Annotated in this window: 13 protein-coding genes; 11 read left to right on the plus strand and 2 right to left on the minus strand. The window is 49.1% G+C overall.

Translation table 11 applies throughout. From position 1 onward, the window contains the following. Positions 1 to 316: 316 nt before the first annotated feature. The 5 genes from AC3WQT_RS16945 (at position 317) to AC3WQT_RS16965 (ending at position 6,202) form a co-directional block, all read left to right on the plus strand. Positions 317 to 2,512 (plus strand): cytochrome c biogenesis protein ResB, encoded by a 2,196-nt coding sequence (locus AC3WQT_RS16945; protein WP_492705360.1) that lies wholly within the window; start codon positions 317 to 319, stop codon positions 2,510 to 2,512. Between the two features lie 51 nt (positions 2,513 to 2,563). Further along, positions 2,564 to 3,712, plus strand: a complete 1,149-nt coding sequence (gene ccsB / locus AC3WQT_RS16950) for a c-type cytochrome biogenesis protein CcsB (RefSeq protein ID WP_492705361.1) — start codon at positions 2,564 to 2,566, stop codon at positions 3,710 to 3,712. 110 nt (positions 3,713 to 3,822) lie between these two features. Beyond that, a complete protein-coding gene (gene msrP / locus AC3WQT_RS16955; protein ID WP_492705363.1) occupies positions 3,823 to 4,803 on the plus strand; it encodes a protein-methionine-sulfoxide reductase catalytic subunit MsrP in 981 nt (326 codons plus the stop codon). Between the two features lie 13 nt (positions 4,804 to 4,816). Then, positions 4,817 to 5,443 (plus strand): protein-methionine-sulfoxide reductase heme-binding subunit MsrQ, encoded by a 627-nt coding sequence (gene msrQ, locus AC3WQT_RS16960; protein ID WP_492705365.1) that lies wholly within the window; start codon positions 4,817 to 4,819, stop codon positions 5,441 to 5,443. A 129-nt stretch (positions 5,444 to 5,572) separates the two neighbouring features. After that, positions 5,573 to 6,202 carry a 1-acyl-sn-glycerol-3-phosphate acyltransferase gene (locus AC3WQT_RS16965; protein ID WP_492705367.1) on the plus strand — a complete coding sequence of 210 codons (630 nt, stop codon included), beginning with the start codon at positions 5,573 to 5,575 and terminating at the stop codon, positions 6,200 to 6,202. Here AC3WQT_RS16965 and lptM read toward each other — a convergent pair. Continuing rightward, on the minus strand, positions 6,193 to 6,318 hold the full coding sequence (lptM, locus tag AC3WQT_RS16970) for an LPS translocon maturation chaperone LptM (protein ID WP_492705369.1): 126 nt from the start codon (positions 6,316 to 6,318) through the stop codon (positions 6,193 to 6,195). The genes AC3WQT_RS16965 and lptM overlap by 10 nt on opposite strands. A gap of 62 nt (positions 6,319 to 6,380) precedes the next feature. Here lptM and cyaY point away from each other — a divergent pair, with 62 nt between their 5' ends. Further along, positions 6,381 to 6,692, plus strand: a complete 312-nt coding sequence (cyaY, locus tag AC3WQT_RS16975; RefSeq protein ID WP_492705371.1) for an iron donor protein CyaY — start codon at positions 6,381 to 6,383, stop codon at positions 6,690 to 6,692. An 8-nt stretch (positions 6,693 to 6,700) separates the two neighbouring features. On the opposite strand, the gene AC3WQT_RS16980 is transcribed toward cyaY, so the two are convergent. Next, a complete protein-coding gene (locus AC3WQT_RS16980) occupies positions 6,701 to 9,013 on the minus strand; it encodes a penicillin-binding protein 1A (protein WP_492705373.1) in 2,313 nt (770 codons plus the stop codon). Positions 9,014 to 9,327: 314 nt separating this feature from the next. Between AC3WQT_RS16980 and AC3WQT_RS16985 the strand changes: the two genes are divergently transcribed. From AC3WQT_RS16985 to AC3WQT_RS17005, 5 genes are read left to right on the plus strand one after another with little or no spacing between them, the layout of a single operon-like run. After that, entirely contained in the window at positions 9,328 to 10,407 is a 1,080-nt protein-coding gene (locus tag AC3WQT_RS16985) for a pilus assembly protein PilM (protein ID WP_423031919.1), read from the plus strand. Next, on the plus strand, positions 10,407 to 11,081 hold the full coding sequence (locus AC3WQT_RS16990) for a PilN domain-containing protein (RefSeq protein WP_492705375.1): 675 nt from the start codon (positions 10,407 to 10,409) through the stop codon (positions 11,079 to 11,081). The genes AC3WQT_RS16985 and AC3WQT_RS16990 overlap by 1 nt, the downstream gene beginning before the upstream one ends. Positions 11,082 to 11,118: 37 nt before the next feature. Beyond that, a complete protein-coding gene (locus AC3WQT_RS16995; protein WP_492705377.1) occupies positions 11,119 to 11,772 on the plus strand; it encodes a type IV pilus inner membrane component PilO in 654 nt (217 codons plus the stop codon). Further along, on the plus strand, positions 11,769 to 12,308 hold the full coding sequence (locus AC3WQT_RS17000) for a pilus assembly protein PilP (protein WP_492705378.1): 540 nt from the start codon (positions 11,769 to 11,771) through the stop codon (positions 12,306 to 12,308). Before AC3WQT_RS16995 ends, AC3WQT_RS17000 begins: the two co-directional genes overlap by 4 nt. Then, a complete protein-coding gene (locus AC3WQT_RS17005; RefSeq protein WP_492705380.1) occupies positions 12,305 to 14,455 on the plus strand; it encodes a type IV pilus secretin PilQ in 2,151 nt (716 codons plus the stop codon). Before AC3WQT_RS17000 ends, AC3WQT_RS17005 begins: the two co-directional genes overlap by 4 nt. Positions 14,456 to 14,519: the final 64 nt, after the last annotated feature.

A 14,519-nucleotide genomic window follows, 5' to 3' on the forward strand; every position in this document is an offset into this window, starting at 1 on the left:
CAATCCGCCCCAGCTACGTTGCAGCTCCTAGTCGTACTAAAGTACTGTCTTCGTCGCTGCGCCTTGCTGGGACAAGTTTGCGTAAGTCCTGATTAAGATTAAGTAATTGAGGAGGGGGTGGCGATAGCCATCCCCTTTTTTCATGATGGATGTCGGTGCAAACCAGCTGAGTACGTTTCAGCCAGATTTTAGTGAAGCGTGTACTATTCGTTGCGCTCGGATGTTGATGTAATCCACCTTCTGGTGAAGACGTTTCCTCTAGCATCAGCCTCATTCATGATGTGCAAACCTCATCAGTAATAAGTAAACAGAGAGTATGGAAAACAAGATAGAAGGCGATCAGCCTGCGGATACTGGCGGCATACAACTGCAAACCCGGCGTGCCTGGGTGGCGGACGCGGTGGAATTGCTGTCTTCCATGCGTTTTGCCATCAGTTTATTGACGCTGATTGCGATTGCCTCAGTTATCGGTACGGTGCTTAAGCAAAATGAGCCTATGCCTAACTATGTCAATCAATTCGGCCCCTTCTGGTTCGAGATTTACAGCAGGCTCAGCTTGTATGCCGTGTATTCTGCCTGGTGGTTCTTGCTCATCATGGCTTTTTTGGTCACTTCAACATCCTTGTGCGTGATACGCAATGCACCCAAGATGCTGAAAGACATGCGCAGCTGGCGCGATAATGTGCGTGAACAATCACTGCGCAATTTCCATCACCGTTCCGAATGGTATAGTGGCAACAGCCGGACTAAAGTTACAGAGCAAATCCTGGCTCACCTGGCGCGCGTTGGTTATCGCTTCAAGCTCGTTGAAAAAGAAGGGGCTACCCTGATTGCTGCCAAGCAAGGCGCGGCAAATAAATGGGGTTATATATTTGCCCATAGTGCGATTGTCATCATCTGCATAGGTGGTTTGCTGGACTCTGAATTACCTATCCGCTTCCAGCAATGGTTCATGGGTAAGGTGCCGTTTGAAGGTAGTGGTGTCATTGCCAAAATACCAGAACAGCACCGCTTGTCGCTGTCGAATCCCACCTTCCGTGGCAACACCATGATCCCTGAAGGGGCCAGCAGCAGCACTGCCATCCTGCCGCAAGCCACGGGCGTGCTGGTGCAAGACCTGCCATTCACCATCAAACTGAAAAAATTTACCATCGACTTTTATTCCACTGGCATGCCCAAGCTGTTTGCCAGTGATGTGGAAGTTACTGACCATGAAACCGGCAAGTCCTTTGCCTCTACCATCAAGGTCAATGAGCCCCTGATTTACAAAGGCATTGCTGTTTATCAGTCAAGTTTTGAAGATGGCGGCAGCCGCCTGCAGATCAAGGCTTACCCCATGCTGGGTCCTGATGTCAGTACCCTGGCCATGACAGGTGAGGTGGGTGGTAGCACGGCGTTGAAGCCGGGTACAGGCAATGACTTTACGATAGAGTGGTCAGGCTTCCGGCCATTCAACGTCGAGAACATGGCACGCAATGGCAGTGATGTCAGGGCAGTGAATCCTAACCAGAGCCTGAACGAAAAACTCACAGCTGACTTGGACAAGCACCTGGGCTCTGCCGCCAAGAATGCCAATAACAAAGATTTGAAGAACGTCGGCCCCAGCCTGCAATATAAATTGCGTGATAAAACCGGCCAGGCCAGGGAATTTCATAACTACATGCAGCCTGTCCAGATCAATGGCGACTACATGATACTGGCGGGCACGCGCGATTCTCCAGGTGAAGCCTTCCGCTATCTGCGCATCCCTGCCGATGATGAAGACAGTATCAAGGACTGGATGCGTTTGCGTGCAGCAGTGCAAAACCCTGAAATGCGCGCCTTGGCGGTAACACGCTTTGCCGAGCATGCCGTCAAGAAAAATCAGACCAGCGGTGCGCAAAAAACGGATTTGTGGGCAACTTCTGCCAAGATCAGTCTGGATGCTTTTGCCGGTGACGAGAAGCTATCTGGCCTGCCAGCCATTTCCAAACTGCTGGAAAAAGTACCACAGGCAGAGCAAGAAAAAGTTGCCGAAGGCTTTATCAAGGTCTTGAATGGCAGCATGTGGGAACTGTGGATGGTGGCACGTGAAAAAGAAGGCTTGCCAGTCTATGAACTGGATGAAAAACATGCCCGCTTCCTGCAACTGGCGATAGGTGCATTGTCTGACGCCTCTTTCTATGGCGCACCTGTGTATTTGCAACTCACCGGCTTTGACGAGGTCAAGGCATCAGTATTACAAGTGACACGTTCGCCCGGTAAGAACGTGGTGTATCTGGGTTGTTTGTTCCTGGTGCTGGGTGTGTTTTCCATGTTCTATATCCGTGAGCGCCGTCTCTGGGTCTGGATCAAGGATGATGGCACCGGTGCACATGCACTGATGGCCCTGAGTTCGCAGCGCAAGACACTGGACTTTGAAAAAGAATTTGATCAATTGAAAATGCATTTGCGACAACTGAGTACGCAGCCTGGGCTGGAAACACAACCAGCACTGGCAGCATCAGCAGATACGCCACGAAATGCAGCGTAATCGACTACACTACGAAGCATGGGGCCTGATGGTCCAAGCATCTGGGGATATATGATGGAAGTGACACAGAATTACACACCCTACCAGGGATTTTTTAAACGATTAAGTATCGCTGACTGGTTGTATGCCGTGGCCTTGTGCACGGCATCCCTGTTTGCCTTCAGCCGTTTTGGCGCGTATATGGATGGCTATGAAAAAGCCATCGTCCTGCTGGCAGCGCCCACATTCGCCTGGCTGGGCTGGTACTGGAAACCGGTACGCCCACTGCTGGTGATACTGGCGATACTGAGTCTGTTCGCCATACAGTTATATGGTGGTTCACTGGATATGGCGAACAAGAAATTCTTCCTGAAATACCTGCTGTCCAGCCAGTCTGCCATCTTGTGGATGAGCACCCTGTTTTTCCTGTCCACGCTGTTTTACTGGGGCGGCCTGATTGCCCGTTCAGACTTTGGTGCGTCGGTCGGTTCGGTCTTGTGCTGGTCTGCCGTGGTCATGGGCTTTACCGGCATGCTGGTGCGCTGGTATGAGTCTTATTTGATCGGTGCCGACGTTGGCCATATCCCGGTATCAAATTTATATGAAGTTTTCATCCTGTTCTCGATGATTACTGCCATGTTCTATTTGTATTATGAGCAGCAATACCGTACCCGCCAGTTGGGACCATTTGTCATGCTGATTATTTCAGCGGCTGTTGGTTTCTTGCTGTGGTACACCGTCAGCCGCGATGCTGCAGAAATCCAGCCTCTGGTACCTGCACTGCAAAGCTGGTGGATGAAGATTCATGTACCGGCTAATTTCATCGGTTATGGGACTTTTGCATTGGCGGCCATGGTGTCTGTTGCCTACCTGCTCAAATCCAAAGGCTACCTGGTTGACCGCTTGCCCGCACTGGAAGTGCTGGACGATGTCATGTACAAGGCAATTGCCGTTGGTTTTGCCTTTTTCACCATCGCCACCATCTTGGGGGCTTTGTGGGCCGCCGAAGCCTGGGGTGGTTACTGGTCATGGGACCCTAAAGAAACCTGGGCGCTGATCGTCTGGCTCAATTATGCTGCCTGGCTGCACATGCGCCTCATGAAGGGCTTGCGTGGACAGGTTGCGGCCTGGTGGGCGCTGGTGGGTTTGTTAGTGACCACTTTTGCTTTCCTGGGCGTGAACATGTTCCTGTCTGGCCTGCATTCTTACGGCACGCTGTAAGTTTTATTTTAAATTTGTAAGGATCAGCAGAATTCTGCGACTCATGAGAAACTAGGGCGCGATGGCAAGGTCAAATTGCTGTTTCGCCAGTCTCAATCACGGAGTCCACCATGCTGATCAAACGTAGTCCCAATGGCATAGACCTGCCTTACTCTTCTGAAATCACACCACGTGCCGTGTTTGAGGCGCGTCGTGATTTCATCCGCAAGATGGCGTTGGGCTCCATCGCTGGCACAGCCCTGTTTGAAATGGCCGACCGCGCCGCTTTTGCCCAGAACCCTGGTGCACAAAAGCTGGCTGCCAATCTGAATTCTGCCTATGCCCTGGTGGAAAAGAAGACTGCCTACAAAGACGCGACGACCTACAATAATTTCTATGAGTTCGGTACCGACAAGGCCGATCCGGCAGTAACTGCTCACACGCTCAAGCCACGTCCCTGGACTGTCAGCATAGAGGGCGAAGTCAAAAAACCGATGACGCTGGACCTGGACAGCCTGATGAAACTGGCACCGCTGGAAGAGCGTATTTATAGATTGCGTTGTGTTGAAGGCTGGTCCATGGTGATTCCATGGACAGGTTACTCGCTCTCCAACCTAATCAAAAAAGTTGAACCCACAGGTAATGCCAAGTATATTGAGTTCGTCACGCTTGAAGACAAAAAACAAATGCCGGGCTTACGGAGCCCTGTGCTGGAATGGCCTTACGTCGAAGGCTTGCGTATGGATGAAGCCAATCATCCACTGGCCTTGCTGACTTTTGGCATGTATGGCGAAGTCTTGCCCAACCAGAATGGCGCGCCAGTACGCATGGTCTTGCCCTGGAAATATGGTTTCAAGTCAGCCAAATCCATCGTCAAAATCCGTTTCGTCAAAGACCAGCCGCGTACGGCATGGAATATTGCAGCACCCAGCGAATATGGTTTTTACTCGAATGTGAACCCGGACGTTGATCACCCGCGCTGGTCACAGGCAACCGAGCGCCGTATCGGTGAAGATGGTCTGTTTGCCCGCAAGCGCAAGACACTGATGTTCAATGGGTATAGCGAAGTGGCATCGCTGTATTCTGGCATGGACTTGAAAAAGTTTTTCTAGGATAGACGCCTCCATGTTGCTCACCAATAAGCAGGTTTCCCGGTTCAAGATAGTCTTGTTTATCCTGGCGCTCTTGCCTTTTATCAGGCTGGTCAGTTTTGTGTTTCTTGATAAGCTGGGTGCTAATCCGGTTGAGTTCATCACCCGCAATACCGGCGACTGGACCCTGTATTTCCTGTGCATCACTTTGGCAGTGACACCATTGCGCAAGCTTTTGCACATGCCCTGGCTTATCCGTTGCCGCCGCATGCTGGGCTTGTATGCTTTCTTTTATGCCTTCCTGCATTTCATGACCTTTCTCTGGTTTGATCATTTCTTTGATGTGGCAGAAATGTGGAAAGATGTCATCAAGCGCCCCTTTATCACTGTTGGCTTTATTGCTTTTGTCTTGCTGATCCCGCTGGCTGCGACCAGTACCAATGGCATGATCAAGCGCCTGGGCGGCAAACGCTGGCAGTGGCTGCATAAATTGATCTACCTGATCGCGCCACTGGGTGTGCTGCATTACTTCTGGATGAAGGCAGGCAAGCATGATTTTTCCCAGCCGGTATTGTTTGGCCTCGTCGTTGCAGGTTTGCTCATGTTGCGACTGTGGTGGCGCTGGTTTGGGCGCGACCCGGTAGTCGTTACAGGGGTTTGAGTTTCCCTCCTGACCTGCCTGCTTTTCATGTTGCGGGCGCACATTGATCTTGTTTTACAGCGCATATTTCTTCACGGCATAATCGCGATTTTGAAGAATACGGGCACAGACCCGCTCACAGCGTAAAACATGGAAGACTATTTACTGGAAAAGAAGGCCCTGGCGACACGTACCCAACGTGTCGCGATAAGTATCCTGAAACTGATAGGCTGGCGTGTACGTTATCGCCCGTTGCCTGGGCCGCGTGGCGTGATCATCGTCTACCCGCATACTTCGAACTGGGATTTCGTGGTTGGCGTACTAGCCAAGCTGGCAATAGGCATGCCTTTTCATTTCATCGCCAAATCTTCGTTATTTGAAGGCCTGACTGGTGCCACCATAGGCCGTCTGGTGCGTTATCTTGGGGGCGAGCCAGTAGAGCGTGGTGTCTCGACTGGGGCGATTGCCCGTCTTGCAGAAAAAATCAACCGGTCAGACTGGTACTGGATGGCGATTACGCCTGAGGGTACACGTAGCCATAAGCCCTATTGGCGCAGCGGTTTTTATCATATTGCGACTACAGCAAAAGTACCGCTAGGTTGCGCCTGGTTTGATTTTGCCAAACGAGAGGTATCGTTGGTCGATTACATCAATCTGACTGGTGAACGTGAACAGGATATGGCCAGTATTGCTGCCATTTATCGTGGGGTGCAGGGCTGTCATCCGGCGCAGGCTGGTGCTATTGCATTGCGCCCTGAAGAAGAAAATACTCAGGGTTGATTTGGTGTGCTGGTGCTGGCAGCAGGTGCAGGTTTGGCTGGCATGACCAGCGGACCTTTCTGGCCGCAAGCAGTCAATAAAGACATGATGAAAAATAGGCTAATCAGTTTGCGCATCTTGTATTCCCTGAACACCGTATAGAATGGCGTTTTTACATATAAAGACGCTGGAGTGTAGCATGACTGAATCTGAATTTCTGGTGCTGGCAGATACTTGCTTGCAGCAAGTCGAGCAATTATTTGAGCAAGCCTTTGAAAACGATGAGTACGATGTCGAGTGCAGTCGTAGCGGCAATGTATTGACGGTAGAATTTGTCGATACCAACTCCAAGATCATCGTCAACAGCCAGGCACCCATGCAGGAAATGTGGGTGGCGGCGCGCAGTGGTGGCTTCCATTATAAATATGATGGCCAGCATTGGCTCAATACCCGCGACGGCTCAGAATTGTTTGCCACCTTGTCCCGCGTGGCGCAAGAACAAGGTCGCTGAGTTTAGTATTACTCTTCAATAATACTTATTGGTGGTGCCAGACTGCTGACGCCTGATCCTGGTGGATTTTCCGCATAATAAAAATCTCCATCGGCAGCAATAATGCCTTTAGGTACTGGCCTTTCTTCTATCGGGAAATCTTTCAGGATTTTTTGCATATAACCGATCCAGATAGGCAAGGCCAGGCCACCACCGGTTTCTTTGTTGCCGAGGTTTCTCGGCTGATCAAAACCTATCCAGGCTATGCCCACGACTTTGGATTGATAACCGGCAAACCAGGCATCGAAGGAATCATTGGTGGTGCCGGTCTTGCCTGCGATGTCCGGGCGTTTCAGTATTAGCGCCTTGGTTGCCGTACCCATCTTGACGACATCACGCATCATGCTGTCCATCAGGAAGGCATTGCGCTCATCGATGACACGATTGGCTTCATCACCGGCCATGTCAGGCTTGGTCTGTACCAGCAACTGCCCATTGCTGTCAGTGATTTTGGAGATCAGATAAGGATTGACCTTGTAGCCACCATTCGCAAACACTGAATAGGCGCCAGCCATTTGCAAGGGAGTGACCGCACCTGCACCCAGAGCCAGGGTAAGGTAAGGCGGGTTTTTCTCCGGCAGGAAGCCAAAGCGGCTGGTGTATTCCTGGCCGTATTTCGCGCCTATCTTGTGCAGGATGCGGATAGAAATCATGTTCTTGGACTTGGTCAGGCCACGGCGCATGGTCATTGGCCCCTCATATTTACCGTCATAATTCTTGGGTTCCCACGCCTGGCCACCAGTCTGGCCAGCATCAAAACTGATAGGTTCATCATTGATGATGGTGGATGGCGACAAACCCTTTTCCAGCGATGCTGAATAGATGAAGGGCTTGAAGCTGGAACCAGGCTGACGCCAGGCCTGGGTGACGTGATTAAATTTATTCAGGTTGTAGTCAAAACCACCGACCAGGGCGCGAATTGCTCCATCGGTAGTATTGGCGGCGACAAAAGCGGATTGTACTTCTGGCATTTGGGTAATACTCCAGCTTTTGCCTTCCAGTACTACGCGTATCACGGCACCACGCTGGAGGCGCTTGTTCGCTGGCGTCTTGGGGGACAAGCCACTGGCAGCAAACGTCAGGCCAGTGTCTTCGATACGGATTTCTTCGCCCGACGACAAGACCGCCCTGACCAGCTTGGGTGTTGCTTCCAGCACCATGGCTACCTGCAAGTCGTCGCTGTCTGTATGTTCGGCCAGTTCTTTTTCTATCGCGTCTTCGGCAGCTTCCTTGCCTTCTGGAATGGTAATGATAGCTTCTGGTCCGCGATAACCATGGCGTTTTTCATAATCCATGACGCCACGACGTAATGCCAGGTAAGCAGTGTCCTGGTCAGCCTTGGTAATTGTTGTGTAAACATTCAGACCGCGGGTATAGGTTTCTTCCTTGAATTGCTCGTACACCAGTTGACGCGCCATTTCTGCAACATATTCGGCATGAATGCCAAATTCATTGCTATTGGTTTTGGTGATCAGTTCTTCATTCTTGGCTTGTTCGTATTGCGCTTCAGTGATGTAACCAAGGTTGCGCATCCTTTGCAATATATATTGTTGCCTGACGGTGGCGCGCTTGGGATTGGCGACAGGGTTGTAGGCTGACGGCGCTTTTGGCAAGCCAGCCAGCATGGCTGCTTCTGCGATGGTGACGTCTTTCAACTCCTTGCCAAAATAGATTTGGGCAGCAGAAGAAAAACCATAGGCGCGCTGTCCCAGATAAATCTGGTTCATATAGATTTCAAGGATCTGGTCCTTGGTAAGGTTTTGTTCTATCTTCCAGGCCAGCAGGATTTCATAAATCTTGCGCTTGAAGGTTTGCTCACTGGACAGGAAGAAATTCCTGGCGACCTGTTGGGTAATAGTTGATGCACCCTGCTTGGCGCCACCAGTCAGATTGTGTACCGCAGCCCGGGTAATGCCCTGGTAATCAACACCGCCATGCTCATAAAATCGGTCATCCTCAATCGCCAGCACGGCTTTTTTCATGATCTCCGGAATATCCTTGAAGCGCACGACATTGCGTCGCTCTTCGCCAAATTCGGCGATCAACATATTGTCAGCCGAGAAAACCCGCAGTGGCATTTTGGGTTTGTAACTGGTGATCGAGTCCAGTTCTGGCAGATTTGGATAAGCCATTGTAAGTGCAAAACCAATAATTAATACTCCTGCTACAACTAATCCGAATAAAACACCCGTAGTTCCGAGTACAATGCGGGCGAAAAGCTTTCCAGCAGTGCGCTTTTGTGGCTCAGTTTGATTGTCGGGTTCTTGGTTTTGATCTGACATAGGGGCTAATTGTAAATAAGGCAGCAGACATTATAGCCGCCTTCCATGAGCATTAGACTGTCAGTAGATAAGTGGATTTGTAAGCAAATTTTCAGAATATTCGAAATGTACGTGGATATTTGGCAACGGATAAGGGTAGTGCTGCGCGGAAATTGCTTTACCAATGCCAGTCTTATTGCTAGGATTTCATGTAAGCTTGGATAATTGTCTTGTAAATAGCGGTTTTTAAAGGCAATTTACTTTTGGCAATATAATGTTTCGCACATGTAATTTTGTGTAAATTGAAATGATGATGTAATCGTGAGGGGATATTCTTGGCTTTAGATCTGGCTTCGTTGCTCGGCAGAAAAAATCCGCCACTATTTGGTCTGGATATCAGTTCTCTCGATATCAAGCTTGTTGAACTTTCGGAAGGAAGCAACAAGTCCTATCGACTTGAGCGTTATGCCTCTGAACCACTGCCCAAGGGTGCGGTGCTGGATGGCAATATCGAGAATATTGAACAAGTGACTGAGGCGGTCCGCAAACTCGTCAAGAAAAGCGGGACCTCAGCCAAAAACGTAGCAATGGCAATGCCGGCATCTGCCGTCATTACAAAAAAAATTATACTCGCCGGGACCTTGACCGAGCAGGCACTAGAAGTGCAGGTTGAGTCCGAAGCCAGTCAGTACATTCCTTTCTCCATGGATGAGGTAAGCCTGGATTTCTGTGTGCTGGGGCCGGCGGCCAATGCGGAAGAAGATATAGAAGTGATGCTTGCTGCGTCTAGAAAAGAAAAAATTGAAGATCGCGTAGCCATCATACAGGCAGCGGGCTTGCAAGCCAAAGTCATGGATATTGAATCCTATGCCGCGCGTGCTGCCGTGTCACGTCTGGTTGATCAGCAAGCAAATGCTGGCAAGGATCAGATTTACGCGATATTCCAGATAGGTTCCAAGCGTACTTATATCTTTATCATGCTCAATGGCGAAGTCATTTATGAGCGTGAGCAGCAGTTTGGTGGTGCCCAGCTGACCCAGGATATTGTCAGAAATTATGGTCTTTCCATAGAGGAAGCTGAGCAGAAAAAGAAAAATGGTGACCTGCCAGATACCTATGAAATGGAATTGCTGGAACCATTCCTGGAAAGCGCTGCACTGGAAGTGACCCGCGCCATTCAATTCTTTTTCACCTCCACGCCTTTCACCCGGGTGGATCAGATTTACTTGTCCGGCGGTTGCGCAGTAATACCTGGCCTGGTCGACATCATTGCTGAGCGTACCAAAATTTCTACTGCAGTTGTCAGCCCTTTTAAGGGAATGGAGCTGGGCTCAGGCGTCAACGAGAAAGCTTTGCGCAATGATGCGCCTGCGTATATGGTTGCCTGCGGTCTGGCATTACGGAGATTTGGCTGATGATCAAGATTAATCTCCTGCCGCACAGGGAAGAAAAGCGCAAACAGCTAAAAAGTGACTTTTATGGCCTGCTGCTGTTGGCTGCGATAGCAGGTGCTTTGGTTGTGGTGGTTGTCAGTGCCTACTTTGGACATGAGCTGGCAATCCAGACTGAAAAAAATGAATTTATCAAGAAAGAAAACGCCAAACTTGATGAGCGCATTAAAGAAATCGCTACTTTGAGGCAGGAAATTGATGGCTTGAAAGCCCGTCAGCAAGCTGTTGAGGATTTGCAGGGGGATAGGAATCAGCCTGTGTATTTGCTGGATGAATTGGTCAAATTGACACCCGAAGGCGTTTACCTCAAGCAACTGAATCAGGATGGTCAGAAAGTTACTTTGGCCGGTTACGCACAATCACAAGACAGGGTTGCTGAATTTATCCGCAATCTGGGTAATAAATCGGATTGGATGTTCAAGCCAGAATTGAATGACATTCACTCTACAGGTTTGGGCCAGGGCAGGGATGCGAAAAAAGTATTTGAATTTAAGGTGAATGCAGGTATCAAGCGTCCGCGTGAGCGAGAGGAAGCTGCTTCGCAAGCTGCCGCCTCGCTGGCAGCTGCTACACCTGGGTCTGCTCCTGCAGCACCAGCGCCTGCTTCGTCAGCCGCCGATGCTGGTAAAAAACCTTAGTGTGTGATTATTTATGCAATGCAACGGAAGATTGTAAATGGCGATTAATCTGAATGAAATTGGCCAGTCGGTAAGTGCCCAGTTTCAAGGCTTGAATGGACTGCACCCTGGCCTGTGGCCAATTGCGCCACGCATTGCGTCTGCAATGGGTGTCTTGATTGTTGTAGTTGCATTGGGCTGGTATTTCCAATGGGATGGCCAGATGACGGCCATAGAAACTGGTCAGGCTGAAGAGGTCAAGCTCAGAGGTGAGTACAAACAAAAACTGCAACAAGCGATCAATCTGGATGCCCTGAAAGAACAACGCAAGTTGGTACAACAATATGTTGCCACCATGGAGAAGCAATTGCCTAGCCAGGCAGAAATGGCGGCTTTGCTGGCTGACATTAACCAGGCCGGTCAGGGGCGTGGATTGGCTTTTGATTCCTTTGTACCAGGGTTGCCAGCTGTAAAAGATTATTATGCAGAATTGCCGATTGCCATCAAGATTCAGGGCAATTATCACGATCTTGGGCAGTTTGTAGCTGATGTTGCAAAATTGCCAAGGATTGTTACCTTGAACAATCTGAATATCACCCGTACTCCGGATGGTGTTTTGATACTTGATGTCACAGCGAAAACATTCCGCTACTTGAATAGGGACGAAGTTCTGGATCAGGCTGAGAAGAAGAAGAAGGAGCCTAAAAAATGAAGAACATCGTCATTAAATCGACGCTCTGTTTGTTTCTGGTGCTCTCCTTATCCGCTTGCGGGGACAGTCAGGAAACAGAGCTGCGTACCTGGATGGATACTGAGCAAAAGCAGGCAAAAGCGGTTATCCCCAAGCTTAGCCCTCCGAAAGTTTACGTGCCATTTGCATACGGTGGCAAAGAAAGTATCGAGCCCTTTAACCCTGCCAAATTACTCGTGGTGCTTGCACGCCTGAAGGCTGAATCAAGCAATGGTCTCAAACCCAATATGGACAGACCACGGGAGGCGCTCGAATCTTTCCCTATGGATAGCTTGAAGATGGTGGGCACAATCGAAAAAAACAAGATGGTGTATGCCCTCGTGCAAGTGGATAAAACGGTGTATCAAGTTAAGCTGGGGTCTTATTTAGGGCAGAATTTCGGACTGATCACAAAAATTTCGGAGAATGATATCGAAATCAAGGAAACGGTTCAGGATGCAGCAGGTGATTGGACTGAGCGGCAATCCAAGTTAGAGTTGCAGGAGGCAAAGAAATGAATGCGTTGATAAATACAAGTATAAGGGGCGCCAAATTGGTTAAATTTATTTTATTTGCATTGCTTGGTTTTTGCAGTGCGGCTTTCGCCCAGACGAATTCGATAGAGTCGTTAACTGCCAACCAGCAAGGGGCGAACATTATCGTCAAGGTGACTTTGAAGAAGCCTTTGGAAAAACTTCCTTTGGGCTTTGCCATTGCCAATCCTGCCAGGGTAGCTATTGATTTTGCAGATGTCAGCAATAACACTGGTAAAACCTCGTTCGAGATGAACATGGGCGATTTGAGGGGGATTAACCTGATTGAGGCAACTGGTCGTTCCCGCCTGATTTTCAATCTGAACAAGTCACTCAACTATGCAACAGCAATTGATGGTAATTCTCTGATTGTCACGATTGATGCTTCTGGCGGTGTTGCAACGGCAGTCAATTCTCAAGGCTTACCAGTCAATGTACAGCCAGCGACGGCAGTAAAACGTGCTTTGCGTGATATTGATTTCCGTCGTGGCGCTGCAGGTGAAGGCCGTGTCGTCATCGATTTGCCACTGGATCAGGTTGCAGTTGATATTCGCCAGCAAGGACAAAAAATTGTTGTCGATTTCCTCAAAGTCAGCTTGCCAGAATCGTTGCGCCGTCGTCTTGACGTAGCTGACTATGGTTCTCCTGTGCAACTGATCACTACTACGCCAAATGGTGAAAATGTCCGTATGGTCATTGAGCCTACTGGTTTGTGGGAACATAGTGCTTATCAGAGTGATACTCAGTTTGTGGTTGAGGTCAAACCTATCAAGGAAGATCCGAACAAGCTGACACAGGGCACACAGGGGTATCGTGGCGAACGCCTGTCCTTCAACTTCCAGAATATTGAAATTCGCGCCATTTTGCAGATTATTGCTGAAGTCAGCAGTCTCAATATTATTGCCAGTGATACTGTCAACGGCACGATTACTTTGCGCTTGAAAGATGTGCCATGGGATCAGGCACTCGATATCATCATGCAGTCCAAGGGACTGGATATGCGCAAAAATGGTTCTGTCATCTGGATAGCGCCAAAAGAAGAGTTGTTGACCAAAGAAAAACTTGAACTTGAGCAAAAAGCACAGATCGCTGATCTGGAACCGCTGAAAACAGAATCCTTCCAGCTCAATTACCAAAAAGTTGAGGCTTTCAAGCAAGTATTTGGTGTAGATGGTGCTAGCACTAATCGCATACTTTCCAAGCGCGGCAGTGCTGTCATTGAGCCGCGTACGAATCAATTGTTTGTCACTGATATTTCTTCCAAGCTAGAAGAGGTTCGCAAACTGATTGCCAAAACCGATATCGCTTCAAGGCAGGTATTGATAGAAGCACGTATTGTTGAAGCCGATGATAAGTTCAGTAAAAATCTCGGTGCCAAACTAGGGTTTGCTGACTTGCGTGGTTTGGCTGGCGGTAATACTGGTTACCAGCTGGCAGGAAATCAAAGGGTCGCCCTGACAGGTAATTATCTTGGTGTCGGCGAGCAGACTTTGCAAGCAAAAGTTACTGATCAAAGTTTTGTTCCAAATACGCAGTTTGTGAGTTTGCCTGCAGCGGGTATTAATGGTTTGAATGCAGGTAGTCTGGCAGTCAGTCTGTTCTCTTCTGCTGCCAACCGTTTCCTGAATCTGGAATTGTCAGCATTGGAAGCAGATGGCAAGGGTAAAATAGTGTCTAGCCCACGCGTTGTGACGGCTGACCAGTTGAAAGCGTCGATAGAGCAAGGTACGGAATTGCCTTATCAAGTTGCTACTTCAAGTGGTGCAACCTCGATCTTCTTCCGTAAGGCAACTTTGCGACTGGAAGTGACGCCGCAAATTACTCCGGATGGTAATGTGATCCTGGATGTTGACGTGCATAAAGACAGCGTCGGTCAGGAAACCAGGGCCGGCTTTGCGATCGATACCAAAGAAGTAAAAACCATCGTCCTGGTTGAAAATGGCGGCACAGTTGTTCTGGGTGGTATATTCCAGCAAACTGAGCGCGATAGTGTGACAAAAGTACCGTTCTTTGGCGACCTTCCATTGTTTGGCAATTTGTTTAAAACCACTGGTCGCACGAATGACAAAACTGAATTGCTGATTTTTATTACTCCCAAGATTGTTGCAGAGAAATTTAGCAACAAACAATAAAGAGTTCTGGGCTTGAGATGCATGTCATTGAATGGCAAACCGATTTTCTGAATTCGTAAAAAAT

The organism is Undibacterium sp. FW305-107 (assembly GCF_058788535.1).